The sequence below is a fragment of the Variovorax sp. GW821-FHT09D05 genome (assembly GCF_059416325.1).
Map to the genome: position 1 here is coordinate 736,821 of NZ_JBWKOZ010000001.1, position 18,965 is coordinate 755,785.

Below are 18,965 nucleotides of genomic sequence, written 5' to 3' on the forward strand. Positions count from 1 at the left end.
TGCGGATAGGGAAACCGCAAGCGGCGTATTGGCGTGGCTATACTGTAAATTCATACAGCATTCCCAGATGGGCTCCGAACCCTCCAACCAGCAGGATGCGGCCTCCATGATCGCGCATGTAGTTTCCGTCAAGGCCCTGTGCGCCTTCGGCGCGAAGGCGGGCGACCTCGACCTGCGCTTCGTGCCCGCACCCAGCGCGCTCGAAGGCATGGCCGGGCACGCGATGGTGCAGCACCGGCGTGATCCCGAGCACTACGCCTGCGAGGTCGGGCTCGAAGCCACCTGCGGCACGGTTCGCGTGCGCGGCCGGGCCGACGGCTACGAGGCCCGCGCATCCCGCGTCGAAGAAATCAAGACCTTCCGCGGCGATTTCGACGCCATCCGCGGCAACCACCGCGCACTGCACTGGGCGCAGGCCCGCACCTACGGCTGGATGCTGTGCGAACTCAACGGCCACGAAGAGATGACCGTGGCGCTGGTGTACCTCGACCTGGCCACTGGCGACGAAACCGTGCTCGAAGAGCACCACACCCGCGAAGCGCTGCGGGAGCACTTCGAGCAGCTGTGTGGCCGCTACAGCGCCTGGGCGCACAGCGAAGCCGGCCATCGCGCCGCGCTCGACGCCACGCTAGGCCAGCTCGAGTTTCCGCACCGCGCCTTTCGCACCGGCCAGCGCGAACTGGCCGAAGCCGTCTACCGCGCAGCCGTGGGCGGACGCTGCCTGATGACGCAGGCGCCCACGGGCATCGGCAAGACGCTGGCCACCATCTTCCCGCTGCTCAAGGCCCGCGCGGCGCGCAAGATCGACAAGCTTTTCTTCCTCACCGCCAAGACCTCCGGCCGGCCGGTGGCGCTCGACGCGCTTCGCGTGCTCGACAAGGGCAGGGGACAGGGTCGCCTGCGCGTGCTCGAACTCGCGGCCCGCGAGAAGGTCTGCGAATACCCCGATCGCGCCTGTCACGGCGATGCCTGCCCGCTCGCCAGGGGCTTCTACGATCGCCTGCCCGCCGCGCGCGAGCAGGCCGCGCAGGTGGCGTGGCTCGACCGCGAGGCGCTGCGCAACATCGCGCTCGCGCACGAGGTGTGCCCCTATTTCCTCGCGCAGGAAATGGCGCACTGGGCCGATGCCATCGTCGGCGACTACAACTACTACTTCGACAGCAGCGCCTTCCTCTACGCCACCATGCGCGACGCCGACTGGCGCGTGGCCGTGCTGGTGGACGAGGCCCACAACCTGCTGGAGCGCTCGCGCGGCATGTACACCGCGCAACTCGAAGGCGCGGCGCTCGAAGAGGCGCATCGCTTGGCGCCCGCTGCATTGCGCGGCCCGCTGGCCCGGTTGTTTCGCGAGTGGGATACGGTACAGCAGTCGCAGGTGGCCGACTACGAAACCGCCGACGAGATCCCCGAGCGTTTCCTGCGAACACTGCAGGCAGCCAACACCGCCATGGCCGAGTATTTCGCGGCCACGCCCGATGCCTCGCAGGGGCCGCTGCAGCGCTTCTTTTTCGACGCGCTGCACTTCGCCCGGCTGGCCGAGGCCTTCGGTGACCACTCGGTGTTCGAGCGCACGCTGGGGGCCACGCAGCAGGATCGCAGCCTGGCCATTCGCAATCTCGTGCCTGCGCCGTTCCTTGAAGCGCGCTTCGGCGATGCGGTGTCGGTCACGTGCTTCTCGGGCACGCTGTCGCCTTTCGCTTTCTACCGCGATGCGCTGGGGCTGCCGGAAGACACCGCGCTGCTAGATGTGGCCTCGCCCTTCGACAGCCATCAATTGCGCGTCGAAGTGGCGATGCATGTGTCGACGCGCTTTCGCGACCGCGCGGGGTCGCTGCGCAACGTGGCCGACATCATCGGCGCGCAGTTCGAGCGCCTGCCGGGCAACTACCTGGCCTTCTTCAGCAGCTTCGACTACCTCGAGAAAGCCTGCGCCGCGTTCTCGCTGCGGCACCCCGGCGTGCCCGTGTGGACGCAGACGCGCGGCATGCGCGAGGCCGACCGCCACGGCTTCATCGCACGATTCGAGGAGGGCGGGCAGGGCATCGGCTTCGCGGTGCTTGGAGGTGCGTTCGGCGAGGGCATCGACCTGCCAGGCAGCCGGCTGATCGGCGCCTTCGTCGCCAGCCTGGGCCTGCCGCAATACAACGAACTCAACGAGATCACGCGCGAGCGCATGCAGACGCGCTTCGGCAAGGGCTACGAGTACACCTATCTCTACCCCGGCCTGCAGAAGGTGGTGCAGGCGGCCGGCCGCGTGATCCGCACCGAGGAAGACCGCGGCGTGCTGCACCTGCTCGACGACCGCTTCGCGCGCGCCGAGATCCGCGAACTGCTGCCGCGCTGGTGGCATGTGCAACTGGCCGGGGGCAACGAAGATGCGCTCCGCTAGACGCATCGAACACGCAGGTCAGCCGGACCTGTTCGGTGAAGCGCCCGTGGCCGCCATCGAAGGCCTGCGCTACGAGCGCGACTTCCTGTCCGCCGAGGAAGAAGCCAACCTGCTGCACATCGTGCAGGGCCTGCCGCTCAAGGAGATGCGCTACAAGGAATACACGGCACGGCGGCGCGGCACCAGCTTCGGCGGCAGCTACGACTTCGAGAACAACCGCCTCAAGCCCGGCGCGCCGCTGCCCGAAGCGCTGCATCCGCTGCGCGCGGAGGCGGCCGCATGGGCCGGCTTCGCGCCCGAAGAGCTCACTCACATGCTGATCGCCGAGTACCGGCCCGGCACGCCGCTGGGCTGGCACCGCGACGTGCCGGACTTCGAGGACATCGTCGGCGTTTCGCTGCGCAGCGACGCGGTGATGCAGTTCAGGCCGTACGTGCCTGGCACACCGGCCTCAGGCCCCGCCACGCTCGAATTCCTGATCGAGCCGCGCTCCGTGTACCTGCTGCGCGGCCCGGCGCGCTGGGCATGGCAACATGCCATTGCACCGACCGAGGCCTTGCGCTATTCCATCACCTTGCGCACACGGAGAATTCGCGCCCCATGAACCGCACCACCTTCCTCAAGCTGCTCACGCAAAAACTCTTTCCTGTCCTGAAGGCCGAAGGCTTCGAGGGTTCGGGCCAGACGCTGCGGCGCATCGACGGGCCGCTGATCCACGTGTTCAACGTGCAGGGCGCGAACGGGGGGAAGGCGTGCTACCTGAACCTCGGCGCGCATCTCGACTTCCTGCCGACCGAAGGCGGTGCCCAGGTGGCGCCCGATGCGCTGGAGGAATCGCATTGCGTGTTTCGCGACCGGATGGAGCCGCCGCCCGGCGCCGCTTTCGGATGGGCCTATGGCGCGACGAAAGAGCAGGCGGAAGAGAACGTCGAGTTCATCGTGAGCGAATGGGCGGGCCCGGGGCGAGCTTTCTTTGCACGGCATGGCAGCTACCCGCAAAGCTTCGAGCAGATGCTGCGCGAGACCGACCCGAACCAGATCCATGCGCGAACGGCTTTGCATCTCGCGCGGATCGCAGTGCACCTGGGCGATCGGGCACGAGCGCAGGCCCTGGTCGATGCCGGGCTGGCGCGCGCGCCGGAACGGGCCACGTCCTTGAAGGCGGACCTCGCGAAGGTCCTGACGGCCTAGCGCTCGGCTAGCTGCGCGCAGCAGCAGCTGAAACGCCCCACATGCGCGGCTTGCCTTCCCACACCGCAAACCCGCTGATGCGCTTGCGCACCGCCCAGGCGTCGAGGCCGTTGAACAGCATCACCATCGGCACCTGCTGGATCATCAGCGCATGGATCTGGTCGAAAAGGGCCTGGCGCTTCTTCGGGTCAGACTCGGCGAAGCCGTCGTCGATCAGCTTCAGCGCCTGCGGGTCTTCCCACACCTTGCGCGCCTGCTTGTCCTTCGGGCCCGAGAACTGTTCGTAGCTCAGCGCCGGGTCGAGGCGGGAGGAGTAGCTGAACGAGCTCATCTGGTAGTTGCCGCTGTTGTAGCGGTCGAGCTGCGTGGCCCATTCGAGCACCTCGATTTGCGCGTTGATGCCCACCGCCTGCATCATGGCCTGCGCCAGCACCGCCACCGTATAGCTGGGCACATGGGCGCGCTTGTTGGTCTGGATGGTGATCTTCTCGCCCTTGTAGCCGGCTTCGCGCAGCAGCTTGGCGGCCTGCGCGGGGTCGTAGTGCCAGCCCTTTTTCTGCGCGGCGCTGTAGAAGGCCGAGCCCTTGTGGATCGCGGAGTTGTTGACCGAGCCAAGCCCTTCGGAGGCGGCCGCCACGATCTGCTCGATGTCGAGCGAGGCCGCGATGGCCTGGCGCAGTTTCTGGTTCTTCAACTGCGGGTCGCGCGTCTGGATCAGCAGCACGTTCTTGATGGCCTCGGGCGGAGCCTGCACCACGAGGTTGCGGTCGTTCTTCAGTTCCTGCGCGTCGCTCGACGTGATCTGGCCCGCATCGATGGCGCCCGACTTCAGGCCGGCCGCCGCGGTGGCCGCGTCGGGCACGACGAGGAACTTCACCGTGTCCACCAGCGGCGCCTTCAGGCCGGTGTAGCCGTCTGACTTGGTGGCGCCGGCCGGCGAGGTGTAGCCCTTGAAGGCCGTCACAGTGACGTATTCGCCGCGCTTCCACTCGCCGAACTTGAAGGGGCCGGTGCCCACGGGCTTGTCCCAGCTGCCGTCGGCCTTCACCGAGCTCTTGTGCAGGATGGCCGTCATGCCGCAGTCGGTGCGCGCGAGCGTGTCGAGGAACACGGCCGAGGGCTTGTTGATCTTCATCACGAAGGTGCTGTCGTCGGGCGTTGCGGTCTCGACCACCTTCAGGCCGTTGCGGCCATCGTACTCGCTGGTGCAGCGCCAGTCGGTCTTCGGGTCCATGTAGCGCTTCCAGTTCCACGCCACATCGGCCGAGGTCATCGGCGCATCGTTGTGGAACTTCACGCCCTTGCGCAGCTTGAAGGTGTAGGTCAGGCCATCCTTCGACACGTCGACCGACTGCGCCAGCAGCGGGCCCACGCTGCCGTCCATGCGGTAGCCGACCAGTCCTTCGACGATGTTGAGCACCACGCCGTCGGTGGTGTTGTCGCGGTTCACGCCGGGGTTGGTGGAGCGGATGTCCGCGGGCTGGGCCACGGTGACGGTGGTCTGGGCGAAGGCGCCCGAGGCGGCCAGGCAGGCAGCGGCGATGGCAGCGTGGCGGAAGGTGAAGCGGTGCATGAAGGACTCCTGCGGTGCGATTGCAAAAAGAAAAATCAGGCGAAGGCCGGGGCTTCGGCGCCGAAGCGCCAGCGCAGCCGTACGCCGCCACTGGCGGTCGGCTCCAGCGCCGGGATGGCCGACAGCAGCTTGCGCGTGTATTCCTGCTGCGGCGCGTCGAACACCGCGTCGCGCGGGCCTTGCTCGACGATGCGGCCGTCCTGCATCACGATCACGCGGTCGGCGATCTGCTCGACCACGCCGAGGTCATGGCTGATGAAAAGACACGAGAAGCCGTGGCGCTTCTGCAGCTCGGCGAACAGCTCCAGCACCTGCGCGCGCACCGTCACGTCGAGCGCCGACACCGGTTCGTCGGCAATCACGAAAGCCGGCCGACGCACGATGGCGCGCGCGATCGCCACGCGCTGGCGCTGGCCGCCCGAGAGCTCGTGCGCATAGCGCGACGCAAAGGACGCGCCGAGCCCGACCTCGTCGAGCACTTCCTGCACGCGGCGCGCCTTGTCGGTCGCCGACATGCCCTTGATGAGCCGCAGGCCTTCGCCCACCAGCTGGTCGATGGTCATGCGCGGATCGAGCGAGGCATACGGGTCCTGGAAGACCATCTGGCACTGCAGCCGGTAGTCGGACCACCCCGCATCGGAGCGCAGGATGGGCCGGCCGCGGAACAGGATGTCGCCACTGCTGGGCTTGAGCAGCCCGGCGATGGTGCGGCCCAGCGTGGTCTTGCCCGAGCCCGAGCCGCCGACCACCGCGACCACCTCGCGCGGGCGCACCACCAGGTCGATGCCGTGCAGCGCGCGCTTGGGTACAGCCTTGGTGAACAGGCGGCGGTGGCCCGCGTAGTCGACCACCAGGTTGCGCACTTCGACGACCGGAGCCTCGTCGGCCACCTGCCGCGCGGGCAGGCGGCGCGGCATGGCCTGCAGCAGCTCGCGGGTGTATTCGTGCTTCGGCTGTTCGAGCATGTCGTCGGTGCGGCCGGTTTCCTTCACCTCGCCGTGCCGCATCACGACCATGCGCTGCGTGAAGCGCGCCACCATCGGCAGGTCGTGGCTGATCATCAGCACGGCCGTGTTGTGTTCGCGCGTAAGGCCCACCATGAGTTCCAGCACGTCGCGCTGCACCACGGCGTCGAGCGCGGTGGTCGGCTCATCGGCAATCAGCAGCGCGGGCTCCAGCAGCATCACCGAGGCCAGCATCATCCGCTGGCGCATTCCGCCCGAGAACTCGTGCGGCCATGCATCGAGGGCGCCCTTGGGCTCGCGGATGCCGACGCGCGCCAGCATGTCGAGGATGCGCGCCTGTCGCGCGGCCGCAGGCAGCTCGCGCCGGTGCAGCGCCAGCGCCTCTCCGAGCTGCTTGCCGATGGTCATCGACGGGTTCAGCGAAGTCATCGGCTCCTGGAACACCATGCCCACGCGCGCTCCGCGCAGCTCGCGCAGCCGCACCGGCTTGGCCAGCGCCAGGTCTTCGCCCTCGAACAGGATGCGCCCGGCGGTGCGCACCAGCGGCGGGGGCGTGAGGCCCATGATGGCGCGCGCCGCCTGCGTCTTGCCGCTGCCCGATTCGCCCACGATGCCGACCATCTCGCCCGGTGCGATGTCGAAGGACACGTTGCGCACGATCTCGCGCCCGCCCATGCCGACGGCGAGCGTCAGCCCTTCCACGCTGACCAGCGGGCCGTTTGTTGTGATCGTCATTGCACGCCCTTCATGCGCGGATCGAGCCAGTCGCGCACCGCGTCGCCCAGCAGGTTGATGCCCAGCAGCGTCAGTGCGATGCACAGGCCCGGAAGAATTGAAAGGTAGCTGGCCTGCGCCATGAACGGGCGGGCCGAGGCGAGCATGTTGCCCCAGGTGGGCGCCGGCGGCGGCACGCCAAGGCCGAGGAACGACAGTGCGCTCTCGGCCAATATGACCCAGCCGAACATCGAAGTGGCCAGCACCGTCAGCGGCGCGGTGCAGTTGGGCAGCACGTGGCGCACCATGGTGTAGAGCTCGGAGTTGCCCAGCACGCGCGAGGATTCGATGAATTCCTTTTCGCGCAGCGACAGCACCGTGCCGCGCACGATGCGCGTCACCGAGGGCGTGTAGGCCAGCCCGAGCGCCAGGATGATGCCGTACTGGTTCGCGCCCACCACCGCGAGCAGGCCCAGCGCCAGCAGCAGGCCGGGGAAGGCCAGCAGTGCGTTGTTGAAGGCCATCACGATGCGGTCGGTCCAGCCACGCAGAAAGCCCGTCAGCACGCCGACGATGCTGCCCACCACGATCGAGAAGCCGACAGTCAACACTGCGATCCACACGCTGGTGGCGGCGCCGGCCATGAGGCGGGAGAGCTCGTCGCGGCCGAATTCGTCGGTGCCCAGCAGGAAGGCGCCGCCCGGCAGCTTCAGGCGCGAGCCGAAGTTGATGCGCAGCGGATCGTGCGGCGTCCACACGAGGCTGACGAGCGCCGCGGCCGCGATCAAACCGACGATGACGATGCCGATCAGGGCGTTGAGGGGAATGCGCTTCTTGCGTTTCATCGTGCTCATTCGACGGCGACTCTCGGGTCGAAGAAGGGGTAGCAAAGGTCGATGACGAGGTTCACCACCACGTAGATAACCGCCACGAACAGTAGGCAGCCCTGTATCACCGGGTAGTCGCGCGCGAAGATCGCATCGACCAGCAGCCGGCCCAGTCCGGGAATGGTGAACACCGTTTCCACCACCGCGATGCCGCCGAGCAGATTGCCCAGCACCAGGCCGATGAGCGTCCACGTAGGCCCGAAGGCGTTCTTGAAGGCATGGCGCATCAGCACCGCGCGCTCCGACAGGCCCTTGGCGCGCGCATGCGTGATGTAGTCCAGCCGCAGCACTTCGAGCGTGCTGGCGCGCGCCATGCGCATCAGCACGCCGATCTCGTGCAGGAACAGCGTGAGCACCGGCAGCACCAGGTAGAGCAGGCCGTTCTTCCAGTCTTCGGCGATGCCCACGTAGCCCACCATCGGCAGCCAGCCCAGCTTCAGGCCGAACAGCAGCAGCAACAGCAGGCCCAGCCAGAAGGTCGGAATGGAGACCAGCAGCGTGGCCGTGCCGACCAGCAGCAGGTCGGGCGCGCGGTTCTGCTTCCACGCGGCGATCATGCCGGCGGGCACCGCCACCATCGCGGCCAGCGCCACGGCCACCAGCACGATGCGGCCGCTGATGAGAAAGCGGTCGGTCACCAGCGAGAGCACGTCCTGCCCGCTGTTGATCGAGGTGCCCAGGTCGCCCTGCAGCACGTGGCCGAACCAGATGCCGAACTGCGCCGGCAGCGAGCGGTCGAGCCCGAGGCGGGCACGCAGCTCGGCCAGGCTGGCCGGCGTGGCGAGGTCGCCCAGCAGCAACTGCGCGGGGTCCCCGGGAATCAGCCGTATCAACACGAACACCGACACCGCCACGATGAGCAGTGTGGGTATCGCCATGGCGATGCGGGACGCTGCGAAACGGAACATGGGCCGTCTTCCTTGTTATGCGGCGCGCGGCTCGCGCAGTGCGTGCAGTGCGTCGGCGAAAAAGTCCTGCACGTGGCCCACGCAGGCCAGGCCGTTGTGCGGCACGTTGTCGAGCAGGTCGAAAGTGACCTTCACGCCCGCCGCCTCGAAGGAGCGGCGCAGCGTTTCCAGCCGCTCGGGCCGGGTGCGGCCGGCATCGTTGGCGCCGGGCATGTAGTACTTGCCGCCTTCGCGGTGCGTGATCTCCCAGGTCTCGATGTCGGCCTTGCCGGCAATCATGTGCACCGGCACTTCGCGCAGGGCTTCGAGGTTCATCGGCTTGCCGAAGCGGCCGGCAAAATCTTTCGTGCCCACCCACCAGCCTTGCTCGGGGTCGATCAGCGTGACCGAGCCGGGCGCGCCGATGGACACGGCCCACAGTCGCTCGGGGTGCAGCATTGCGAAGCGATTGGCGAACTGGCCGCCGCCCGAGTAGCCGAAGAGCGCGAACTGGCTGAAGTCGCAGCCGAACTTCTCGCCCACCTCGGCCACCATGTCGAGCAGGACGCGGTCGTAGTGGATGTCGGCCTCGATCAGGTGCTTGAAGCCGTCGCGATTGCCGTCGCCGCGCACGCCGGCCGGGAACAGCGGGCACAGCACGATGCAGTCGTTCCACTTGGCAAAGCCGCTGAAGGCCTCGCGGTAGTTGACGAAACCGCGGCCGGTGCCGTGCATCACCACCACCAGCTGCATCGGCCGCGCGCCGGGCTTGCCGATGTGCTCGGGCACGTAGGTGCAGTAAGAAAAGCGCGGGTCGCTGCGCGAGGCGTAGATGGTGCTGGGGCCCAGGTCGTAGATGGAGCGGGCGCGCTGGTCGGCCAGGGCCGTGGGGGCTTCGGTGGAAGTGTTCTGGGTCATGGGAGCGGGGCGATCAAAGCGTGTATTCCTGGAAATTGCGGGCCTCGTAAGGCTTGCGCGCGACCCACATCACGCGGTTGGCCGCGTCCATGAGCGTGGTGGCCACGGTGGCCGAGATGCTGCTGAAGTCGGCCGGCTTCGGGGTGCGCAGCACGCCGTCGGGCTTGCCGAATTCGTCGGCGAGCGCGGCCTTCACGTCGGTCCAGTCGATGCGGCCCTCCACGCGGCGCAGCGCGTTTTCCACGCGGTGCTGGCGGTAGATGCTGTCAGGGCGCTGCGGCAGGCCCGGGTCGCGCAGCTTGATGACGGCCGAGGGCGACATCCAGTGATTGGCATGCACGAGCAGGTCGTTTTCGGGCAGGGTCCAGAAGATCTCGCCGGGCGAGGTCTCGAGGCTGATGCCCGAGCCGTCGTTGCCGCTGGCCTGCGCCAGGATCATGTTGTTGGCGCAGTAGCGCTTCGAGGCCCAGATGGTCTTCATCGCCTGCGCGAGGTTGGTGGCCTCCAGTACACGTCGGCGCAGCAGCACCAGCGGCACGCCGGCGCCTTTCTGGAAGTCTTCATGGCAGGTCAGCGAATTACCGGTGAGCGACACGCCGTTGCTGTTGAAGCCGTGCCGGGCCAGCGCGCCGGCTTCGGTGAAGGTGAGCATGTCGGGGCCGCCTGCATTGCGGATGCGCAGCACGATGCCGGTGTCCACGCATTCCTGGCGCCAGTCCCAGTTGTGGGCGTGCATCAGGCGGCCGGTGGCCGAGCGCGCGGGCAGCACGACGAGGCCGGTGCAGTCGCCGTCTTCGGAGGGTGCCGCGTCGACAGAAGCTTCGGCGGGGCGCTTCATGTCGGCATAGCCGAAGAGCATCTCGGTGCGGCAGTTGAGCATCACGATGTCTTCGAGCGGTACGCCCGCGCCTTCGGCGATGCCGCGCATCTCCTCGAGATAGCTCACGTCGTAGGCCTCGATCAGCGGCAGCATCGACTGCGCCAGTTGGCGGATGGTGGCGTCGTCCAGGCCGCGGCGGCCGAGTTGGGCGCGGTAGAGCGCCACGCCGCCGGCCACGCGCTCGGGCACGGCGCGGCCGTGCTGCAGGCCGCGCGCATGCGGCGTGCCGGAAACATCGACGAGGGGAAAGTATTCAGGGGTGGTCATGAGGTGAAAGGGGCTGGGGTGTTCCTGTCATCGGCCTGCCGCCTGAAGGCGCTAGGGCAATGACCATGGCCCGCATTCTTTGGCAGGTACAGGAAAAAATAAATTTAAAAATTATTTAGAATTAGTAAATAAATTCTTTTCCTTTCACCGCGGCACGCAACACGCCATGAGCAGCATCCGCTTTCTTCGCACCTTCGTGGCCGCCGCCCGTGGCGGCTCCTTTGCCGCGGCTGCCGACCAGGTCGCGCTGACGCAGGCCGCCGTGGGCCAGCAGATGCGCGCGCTCGAAGCGGAAATGAAGAAGACGCTGTTTGACAAGACCGGCCGCACCATGGTGCTGAGCCCCGCAGGCCATCTGCTCCTGCCGCGCGCCGAAGAGCTGCTGGCGCAATACGAGTCGATGCGGCGCGACCTGCAAGACCAGCGGCAGATCGCCGGCACCATCAAGCTCGGCTCGCTGATCTCGGCCATGGGCTTGCTGTCGAGCACGCTGGCGCAGCTCAAGTCGCTGCATCCGAACCTCGAAGTCGAACTGCGCGTGCGCGAGCAGACTCAGCTGATGCAGGACGTGGTGAGCGGCGAGCTCGACGCGGCTGTGGTCGTCGAGCGGCAATGGCCCGAGGTGCCGGGCCTGCTGTGGACGCCGTGCTACGACGAGACGCTCACCGTCATCGCCAACTCGGGCATCGCCGCGCCCGACACGAGCATTGCGAGCCTGTTCGCCAGCCAGCCCTTCATTCGCTTCGACCGGCGCACACCGACCGGCGCGCGCATCGACCGCATCCTGCGGCGGCTGCAGCTGGTGCCGAAAGAGTTCCTGGAGCTCAACTCGCTGCTGGCCATTGCGGAGCTCGTGCGCAAGAACGTGGGCTTCACCATGGCGCCGCTGCTGAAAAATTTCGACTGGGAGAGCGACCCCGCGCTGTGCGTGCTGCAGCTGCCCGGCCGGCCGATCGCGCGGCGGCTGGGCATGCTGGAGAACGGGCGGCGCAGCCACATCACCGGCGTGGTCCGAGAAGAGATGCTGGCGCACCTGCGCCGCATGAAGCCGGGCTCCTGACACGCACGACAGACAAGGCTGACGCGCAGCCCGCGCGTCTTCCGACCCACGGCGCGCCTCGCGTGCCCAGCATGGAGGCTTCTCATCGAGCAGGAGCAATGCCATGCCTAGAGGCGACAAGTCGTCCTACACGGACAAGCAGAAGCGACAGGCCGAGCACATCGAGGAAGGCTATGAACACCGCGGCGTGGGCAAGGCCGAAGCCGAGCGCCGCGCCTGGGCCACGGTGAATGCCGAGACCGGCGGCGGCAAGAAGTCGGGCTCCGGGCGCGGCAAGGCCGAGAACCATGCGCCGGCACGCAAGGGTGGGCGCATGGGTGGCGCTGCCGCCGCGCATCGCCCAGCGGCCGCACGCTCGGCTTCCGCTATGAAGGCCGCCGCCACGCGCAGGCGCAACGCCGAAAAGCGCGGCTGACACGGAGCCGACGATGCACATCATTCTGGGAGCGACGGGCCACGTCGGCTCGGCCCTGGCGCAAGACCTGCTCGCGCGCAGCGAGCCGGTGACAGTGGTGACGCGCGATGCGCACAAGGCCGAAGCCCTGCGAACCAAGGGCGCGCACGTGGCCGTGGTCGACGTGTTCGACACGCATGCGCTGCACCGTGTGTTCAAGGGCGGCCATCGGTTGTTCGTGTTGAACCCGCCGGCAGCGCCCTCGACCGACACGGTGGCCGAAGAGCACAGGAGCCTGCGCGCCATTCTCTCGGCGCTCGAAGGCTGCAGGCTCGAGAAGATCGTCGCCGAGTCGACCTATGGCGCGCAGCCCGGTGAGGGCCTGGGCGACCTGGGCGTGCTGTACGACATGGAGCAGGCGTTGCGCGCCGGCCCGACGCCGTTCTGCGCTATTCGCGCCGCGTACTACATGAGCAACTGGGACGCTTCGCTGAAGACCGCGCGTGAGGAAGGCAAGGTGTACAGCATGTACCCCGCCGACTTCAGGTTGCCGATGGTGGCGCCGCACGATCTCGGCCAGTTCGCCGCCAGGCTCATGCTGGGCCCGCCCGAGTCCTCGGGACCGCATCACGTCGAGGGGCCGGAGCGCTATTCGGCGGGCGACGTGGCGAGGGCTTTCTCGCAAGCGCTGGGGCGACCGGTGGAGGTGGTCGAGACGCCGCGCGAGCAGTGGGAGCAGGCGTTCAAGTCGCTGGGCTTTTCCGACGCTGCCGCCAGGTCGTACGCGGCCATGACGCGCGTCACGCTGGACCAGCACTACGAACCGCCCGACAAGCCGGAGCGCGGCGCGATTTCATTGGGCGAATACATCTCCGCGCTTGTGAAGAAGAGTCCGGACCGCTGAAACCCGCCAACATGCTGTCCGATATCCGGGCCTCAGGCCGTGAAGCCGCTAAAACCGGACATTCGTGACCTGTTTCTGGCGGCAGCCGGACAACTTGCGTTTTCCCGCCATGGCGGCCCGGGCGCGAGAAGCCGTCTTGTTCGTTGACGTTGCTCCGAACGCGGCTTCTACGCCTGCAAACGTCGCTGATTCGTCCGTCATTTCGCAAGCCGTCCAGCGGTTTGCCGCACGGCGAACCCATCGATACGATCCCGCGCCTTGCCCTCACGAAAGGAATGCGCGGGTGCCTTCTACGACTGCTTCTTCCTCATCTCCCAATGCCGCTTTGCAGCAACGCAGCCGGCGCCATGTCTGGCATCCGTGCACGCAGAGCATTCGCCTCGAAGCGGTGCCGCCGTTGCCCATCGCGCGAGGCGAGGGGGTCTGGCTTTTCGACCATGAAGGCCGCCGTTATCTCGACGCCACCAGTTCGTGGTGGGTCAACCTCTTTGGCCACGCACACCCCGCGCTCAACGCTGCGTTGAAAGACCAGCTCGACAAGCTCTCGCACGTGATGCTCGCGGGCTGCACGCACGCCCCGGCCGTGGAACTGGCCGAGCGCCTGTCCGCGCTGACGGGGCACGCGCTGGGCCATTGCTTCTACGCCTCCGATGGCGCTTCTGCGGTGGAGATCGCGCTGAAGATGAGCTTCCACGCCTGGCGCAACGCTGGCCGTGGCGGCAAGCAGCGCTTCGTCGCGCTGAAGCAGGGCTACCACGGCGAGACGCTCGGCGCCCTGCACGTGACCGACGTGCCGGTGTTCCGCGACGCCTACGCCCCCTTGCTCGCGAATGCGCACCTCGTTGCTTCACCTGATGCACGCAACGCCAAGCCGGGCGAAGACGCGGCCGCCGCCGCCCGCCGCGCCGCAGCCGAACTCGAAGCTCTGCTGGCCGAACAGCACGACACCATCGCCGCCGTGATCGTCGAGCCGCTGGTGCAATGCGCCACCGGCATGGCGATGCACGACCCTGAATACCTGCGGCTCGTGCGCGCCTTGTGCAACCGCTACCAAGTTCACCTCATCGCCGACGAGATAGCGGTGGGCTGCGGCCGCACCGGCAGCTTCTTCGCGTGCGAGCAGGCCGGTATCTGGCCTGACTTCCTGTGCCTCTCGAAGGGCATCAGCGGCGGCTACCTGCCGCTAGCGCTGGTGATGACGCGTGACGCCATCTACGAAGGCTTTGTCGACGACGACGTGGCGCGCAGCTTTCTGCATTCGCATTCGTACACCGGCAACGCGCTGGCCTGCCGTGCGGCGGTGGCCACGCTGGAGCTGTTCAAGAGCGAAGACGCGCTGCAGCGCAACCGCGGCCGGGCGGCGCGCCTGCTGCAGCGACTGCACGACGGGCTCGAGGGCCAGCCGGTCGATCACCTGCGGCAGCGGGGAATGATCACGGCCTTCGACGTGCGTGAGCCCGGCGCGCGCTTTGCCGAGCGCTTCCACATGGCGGCGCGTGCGCAGGGGCTGCTGATGCGGCCGATCGGCAACACCGTCTACCTCATGCCGCCGTATGCGATCAACGATGGCGAGATCGACCAGCTGGTCGACGGCACGCTGGCCACGCTGAAAGCCGTCATGGCCACGAGTTCAAAGGAAGGAGCCCGCAATGTCGCGCTTGCTTGACCGCCTGCAGGGCGAGATCCATGCGCTCGACGCCCAGTCGCTGCGCCGCCGCCGGCAGATCGCCGAAACCGCCTGCGCACCCGAACAGACCCTGACGCTGGCAGGCGCCATTGCACCGCGCACCATGCTCGGCTTCAGCAGCAACGACTATCTCGGCCTCGCCGCGCATCCCGCATTGGCTGCTGCGTGGGCCGAAGGCGCTGCGCTGTATGGCACCGGCAGCGGCGGTTCGCACCTGATCCTCGGCCACTCGCGCGCGCACGCACAGCTCGAAGAGCGGCTGGCCGGCTGGATGGCGCCTTTCATTCCCGAGGCGCAGAGCCTGTTCTTCTGCACCGGCTACATGGCCAATCTCGCGGTGCTGTCGGCGCTTGGCGGAGCCGAGGCTGTCATCTTCTCGGAGTCGCTCAACCATGCCTCGCTGATCGACGGCGCGCGACTGGCCAAGGCGCGCGTCGAGCGCTATCCACATTGCGACGTGGCCGCGCTCGATGCGCAACTCGCCGCTTGCGACGCACCGGTCAAGCTCATCGTGAGCGATGCCGTGTTCAGCATGGACGGCCACATCGCGCCGGTTGCCGAGCTGCTCGCACTGGCCGAGCGGCACGACGCCTGGCTGGTGATCGACGACGCGCACGGCTTCGGCGTGCTGGGCGACACGGGGCGCGGCGTGCCCGAAGCCATGGGCCTGCGCTCTGAGCGACTGGTTCTGGTGGGCACGTTGGGCAAGGCGGCTGGCGTGTCGGGCGCTTTCGTAGCGGCGCACCGTACCGTCATCGACTACCTGGTGCAGCGTGCGCGGCCCTACATCTTCACCACCGCCGCGCCGCCAGCCGTCGCACATGCGCTGCTCGCGAGCCTGACGCTGATCGAGGGCGAGGAGGGCGCGGAACGCCGTGCGCGGCTGCAGGCCCGCATCGCGCAGTTGCGTCGCGGCCTGAAGGAAGTGCTGCCAGCAGATAGAAGCGCGTGGCTGCCGGAGTCACCCACCGCAATCCAGCCGCTGATCGTCGGCGACAACGCACGCGCGATGCGAGTCATGGCGCAGCTCGATGCACGCGGCCTGCGTGTGGGCGCGATCCGCCCGCCGACGGTGCCTGCCGGCACGGCGCGGTTGCGCATCGCGCTGTCGGCCAGCCACAGCGAAGCCGATGTCGCGCGGCTGGTCGATGCATTGGGCGAAGCCCTCGCGCAGCCTTTGAAGGAAGCCGCATGACGCGCCGGGCCTGGTTCGTGACCGGCACCGACACGGGCATCGGCAAGACGCTGGTCAGCAGCGCCATGCTGAGCCTGCTGGCCGGCTCTGGCCTGCGCGCGGTCGGCATGAAGCCGGTGGCCGCGGGGCTGGAAGACATGAATGGCGAATGGTGCAACGAAGACGTGGAGCAGCTGCACGCGGCCGGCAACGTCGATGCGCCGCTGGCGCTGCGTTGCCCATATCTGCTGCGCGCACCGATGTCGCCGCACCTGGCGGCCAGGGAAGAGGGCGTGCACATCGCGCTGCAGCCGATGCTCTCGGCCTTCGCGGAACTGTCGGCGCGTGCGGATGCGGTGGTGGTCGAAGGCGTGGGGGGCTTCTGCGTGCCGTTCGGCGACGACCTCGACAGCGCCGATCTGGCCGTGGCACTGGGCCTGCCTGTGATCCTCGTGGTCGGGCTGCGGCTGGGTTGCCTCAACCACACGCTGCTGAGCGCCGAGGCCGTTCGCGCCCGTGGCCTCGTGCTGGCGGGCTGGGTGGCGAGCATGGTCGATCCGTCGATGCTCGCGCCGCAGGCCAATCTGCAGACGCTGCGCGCGCGTCTCGGTGCGCCCTTGCTCGGCATCGTGCCGCACCTCGAACACCCCGATGCGGCCAGCGCTGCCCGCCACATCGACCTGCGCGCACTGCGCGCGACGGCAGCGCATGCCGCGCGCCGCGCTGCTGCGTCGGAAGTCTCAGCCGCGCTGGTTTGATTCCACCAGCCGCTTGCCGCGCACGCCGCCCTGGCGTTCCAGCATCCAGCCCGGGTACTCGGCCGGCAGCGCGCTCACCTTGTCCAGCGTGGCGAGTTCATCGGCCGTGAGCTTGATGGCCGTGGCGGCGATGTTGTCGTCCAGCTGCTCGGCGCGCTTGGCACCGATGATCACGCTGGTCACCACCTGCTGGTGCAGCAGCCAGGCCAGCGCGATCTGCGCGACCGACACCTTGCGCGCTTCGGCCAGCTGGCGCATCACGTCGATGCAGTCGTAGGCGCGCTCGACGTTCACCGGCGGAAAATCGAAGGTGGTGCGGCGGCTGCCTTTTTCCGCTTCGGTATTGCGGCCGAACTTGCCGCTCAGCAGGCCGCCCGCGAGCGGGCTCCAGACCATCAGCCCGACGTTTTCGCTACGCAGCATCGGCGCCAGCTCGCGCTCCAGGTCGCGCCCGGCGATGGTGTAGTAGGCCTGCAGCGATTCGAAGCGCGCCAGCCGGTCGCGCTCGGCGATGCCCAGCGCCTTCGCAATCTGCCAGGCCGCCCAGTTCGACACGCCCACGTAGCGCACGTGGCCCTGGCGCACGAGGTTGTCCAGTGCGTGCACGGTTTCCTCGATGGGCGTGGCCGGGTCGAAACCATGGATCTGGTACAGGTCGATGTGGTCGAGCTGCAGGCGCTGCAGGCTGGCTTTCACGCCATCCATGATGTGAAAACGCGAGGCGCCGGCCGAGTTGACGCCCTTGCTGCCGGTTTCGCCCAGCACCTTGGTGGCCAGCACGAAGCTGTCGCGCGGCGCCTTGAGGTTCTTCAGTGCCTGGCCGGTGATGATTTCTGACTGGCCGTCGGAGTACACGTCCGCCGTGTCGATGAAGTTGATGCCGGCGTCCATGGCCTTGCCGATCAGCCCTTCGGCCTCGGACTGCTGCAGGTTGCCGATCTGGCCCCAGATGCCGGAGGAGCCGCCGAAAGTCATGGTGCCGAGGCACAGCTCGGAAACGAAGAGGCCGGTGCGGCCGAATTTGCGGTATTGCATGGAGGAATCCTTTGCGGTGGAGGCGCCCGAGGGAGGCCGAAAGGGCCGGAAAGCCCGGGCGACTGCAAAAAGTATCCGGCTGCCGCCCCCGGCGTGGCGAGCGCGTTCCTGCAAAGTATTTGCCTGATTCTCCAGACCTCCCCGCCGGCAGGTGCGAATCCAAGGGAGGCGCGCTAAGCTACAAAACCGCTCAATCCTCCATGGTGGCCATTCCCTGGCCTCCCACCGCGACAAGGCCCCGAACATGTCCGACGAAACACCCGAAATCGCCGCCGTCATCGCACAGCCGATGCCGCTGGAACCCGAACTCGACGAAGCCCGCAAGGAACTGGTGGCGCTGATCGAGCACATCACCCAGGGGCAGGACGGCACAGTCATCACCGCCGTGCTCGGCCTGCAGGTGTTCTGCATCAGCAAGCCCGAAGGCCCCAAGCACGGCTTTGCGTCGCCGGCGCTGGGCCTCATTGCACAAGGCTCCAAGCGGATCATCGTGGGCGATGACATCTACGTGTACGACCCCATGCACTACCTCGTCACCTCGGTCGACCTGCCAGTGTGCGGCCAGGTGTGCGTCACGAGCGAGAAAGAGCCGTACCTCGGCGTGCGGCTGGAGCTGGCCCTCGACGAAATCGGCGACCTCATCGGTGACGAGAAGCTGCCGGCCAAGGCCAACGCGCCGGCCTCGCGCGGCATGTACGTCAACCGCATCGCCATGCCGGTGCTGGAGCCGGTGCTGCGCCTGCTGCGGCTGCTCGACACGCCGGAAGACGTGCCGATCATGGCGCCGCTCATCAAGCGCGAGATCATGTACCGCCTGCTGGTGAACGGCGAAGGCGCGCGCCTGCGGCAGATCGCGCTGCAGGACAGCCACACCCAGCGCATCGCCAAGGCCATCAGCGCGCTGCGCGTCAACTACGCGCAGTCGCTGCGGGTGGAAGACATGGCGCGGGCAGTGCACATGAGCGTGTCGTCGTTCCACCATCACTTCAAGGCCGTCACAGCGATGAGCCCGCTGCAGTACCAGAAGCAGCTGCGCCTGCAGGAGGCGCGCCGCCAGATGCTGATTGCCGGCGCCGACGTGGCGAGTGCCGCGCACAACGTGGGCTACGAAAGCCCGTCGCAGTTCGCGCGCGAGTACGGCCGCATGTTCGGCGCACCGCCGCTGCGCGACAAGCGCCGCTGGCTCGGCGAGGCGGGCAACGACGCGATGGGCGCGGAGTCGATGGAAGCAGCCTGAGGGCTACAGCTGGTACGGGCCGGCCGGCCGCCTTGTAGCACTTGC

17 protein-coding genes are annotated in these 18,965 nt (G+C 67.8%); 10 read left to right on the forward strand and 7 right to left on the reverse strand.

The annotated features are described in order from the left end of the window. The first annotated feature begins 67 nt into the window (after window positions 1–67). Genes AC07O3_RS03555 through AC07O3_RS03565 form a run of 3 tightly spaced genes read left to right on the forward strand, consistent with a single transcriptional unit; the run spans window position 68 to window position 3,580 of the window. On the forward strand, window positions 68–2,389 hold the full coding sequence (locus AC07O3_RS03555) for an ATP-dependent DNA helicase (RefSeq protein WP_495338578.1): 2,322 nt from the start codon (window positions 68–70) through the stop codon (window positions 2,387–2,389). Next, entirely contained in the window at window positions 2,376–2,993 is a 618-nt protein-coding gene (locus AC07O3_RS03560; protein ID WP_495338579.1) for an alpha-ketoglutarate-dependent dioxygenase AlkB, read from the forward strand. Before AC07O3_RS03555 ends, AC07O3_RS03560 begins: the two co-directional genes overlap by 14 nt. Then, window positions 2,990–3,580 (forward strand): DUF4304 domain-containing protein, encoded by a 591-nt coding sequence (locus AC07O3_RS03565; protein ID WP_495338580.1) that lies wholly within the window; start codon window positions 2,990–2,992, stop codon window positions 3,578–3,580. Before AC07O3_RS03560 ends, AC07O3_RS03565 begins: the two co-directional genes overlap by 4 nt. Window positions 3,581–3,587: 7 nt before the next feature. On the opposite strand, the gene AC07O3_RS03570 is transcribed toward AC07O3_RS03565, so the two are convergent. From AC07O3_RS03570 to AC07O3_RS03595, 6 genes are read right to left on the reverse strand one after another with little or no spacing between them, the layout of a single operon-like run. After that, window positions 3,588–5,153 carry an ABC transporter substrate-binding protein gene (locus tag AC07O3_RS03570; protein WP_495338581.1) on the reverse strand — a complete coding sequence of 522 codons (1,566 nt, stop codon included), beginning with the start codon at window positions 5,151–5,153 and terminating at the stop codon, window positions 3,588–3,590. 35 nt (window positions 5,154–5,188) lie between these two features. Beyond that, entirely contained in the window at window positions 5,189–6,853 is a 1,665-nt protein-coding gene (locus tag AC07O3_RS03575) for an ABC transporter ATP-binding protein (protein ID WP_495338582.1), read from the reverse strand. Continuing rightward, window positions 6,850–7,677 (reverse strand): ABC transporter permease, encoded by an 828-nt coding sequence (locus AC07O3_RS03580; RefSeq protein WP_093054950.1) that lies wholly within the window; start codon window positions 7,675–7,677, stop codon window positions 6,850–6,852. The genes AC07O3_RS03575 and AC07O3_RS03580 overlap by 4 nt, the downstream gene beginning before the upstream one ends. A gap of 5 nt (window positions 7,678–7,682) precedes the next feature. Next, window positions 7,683–8,627: an ABC transporter permease gene (locus AC07O3_RS03585; protein ID WP_495338583.1), complete on the reverse strand. Its 945-nt coding sequence runs from the start codon at window positions 8,625–8,627 to the stop codon at window positions 7,683–7,685. Between the two features lie 15 nt (window positions 8,628–8,642). Next, window positions 8,643–9,524, reverse strand: a complete 882-nt coding sequence (locus tag AC07O3_RS03590; protein WP_495338584.1) for an alpha/beta hydrolase family protein — start codon at window positions 9,522–9,524, stop codon at window positions 8,643–8,645. A 13-nt stretch (window positions 9,525–9,537) separates the two neighbouring features. Further along, complete coding sequence (locus AC07O3_RS03595) at window positions 9,538–10,671, reverse strand: C45 family autoproteolytic acyltransferase/hydrolase (protein ID WP_495338585.1); 1,134 nt, start codon at window positions 10,669–10,671, stop codon at window positions 9,538–9,540. Window positions 10,672–10,837: 166 nt separating this feature from the next. Between AC07O3_RS03595 and AC07O3_RS03600 the strand changes: the two genes are divergently transcribed. The 6 genes from AC07O3_RS03600 (at window position 10,838) to bioD (ending at window position 16,648) form a co-directional block, all read left to right on the forward strand. Next, window positions 10,838–11,731 carry a LysR substrate-binding domain-containing protein gene (locus AC07O3_RS03600; RefSeq protein ID WP_093054870.1) on the forward strand — a complete coding sequence of 298 codons (894 nt, stop codon included), beginning with the start codon at window positions 10,838–10,840 and terminating at the stop codon, window positions 11,729–11,731. Between the two features lie 103 nt (window positions 11,732–11,834). After that, window positions 11,835–12,146, forward strand: coding sequence for a plasmid stabilization protein (locus AC07O3_RS03605; RefSeq protein ID WP_093074500.1), 312 nt, complete (start codon window positions 11,835–11,837; stop codon window positions 12,144–12,146). 13 nt (window positions 12,147–12,159) lie between these two features. Beyond that, a complete protein-coding gene (locus AC07O3_RS03610; protein WP_495338586.1) occupies window positions 12,160–13,029 on the forward strand; it encodes an NmrA family NAD(P)-binding protein in 870 nt (289 codons plus the stop codon). 283 nt (window positions 13,030–13,312) lie between these two features. Continuing rightward, window positions 13,313–14,695: an adenosylmethionine--8-amino-7-oxononanoate transaminase gene (gene bioA / locus AC07O3_RS03615; RefSeq protein WP_495338587.1), complete on the forward strand. Its 1,383-nt coding sequence runs from the start codon at window positions 13,313–13,315 to the stop codon at window positions 14,693–14,695. Beyond that, window positions 14,679–15,911 (forward strand): 8-amino-7-oxononanoate synthase, encoded by a 1,233-nt coding sequence (bioF, locus tag AC07O3_RS03620; RefSeq protein ID WP_495338588.1) that lies wholly within the window; start codon window positions 14,679–14,681, stop codon window positions 15,909–15,911. Before bioA ends, bioF begins: the two co-directional genes overlap by 17 nt. Beyond that, on the forward strand, window positions 15,908–16,648 hold the full coding sequence (bioD, locus tag AC07O3_RS03625; protein WP_495338589.1) for a dethiobiotin synthase: 741 nt from the start codon (window positions 15,908–15,910) through the stop codon (window positions 16,646–16,648). Before bioF ends, bioD begins: the two co-directional genes overlap by 4 nt. Here bioD and AC07O3_RS03630 read toward each other — a convergent pair. Continuing rightward, the gene (locus AC07O3_RS03630; RefSeq protein ID WP_093054881.1) at window positions 16,631–17,683 is read right to left on the reverse strand and encodes an aldo/keto reductase; all 1,053 of its coding nucleotides are present in this window, start codon (window positions 17,681–17,683) and stop codon (window positions 16,631–16,633) included. The two genes, bioD and AC07O3_RS03630, sit on opposite strands and share 18 nt — an antisense overlap. A gap of 244 nt (window positions 17,684–17,927) precedes the next feature. On the opposite strand from AC07O3_RS03630, the gene AC07O3_RS03635 reads away from it, so the two are divergent. Beyond that, window positions 17,928–18,920: an AraC family transcriptional regulator gene (locus AC07O3_RS03635; RefSeq protein WP_495338590.1), complete on the forward strand. Its 993-nt coding sequence runs from the start codon at window positions 17,928–17,930 to the stop codon at window positions 18,918–18,920. The last annotated feature ends 45 nt before the right edge of the window (window positions 18,921–18,965 follow it).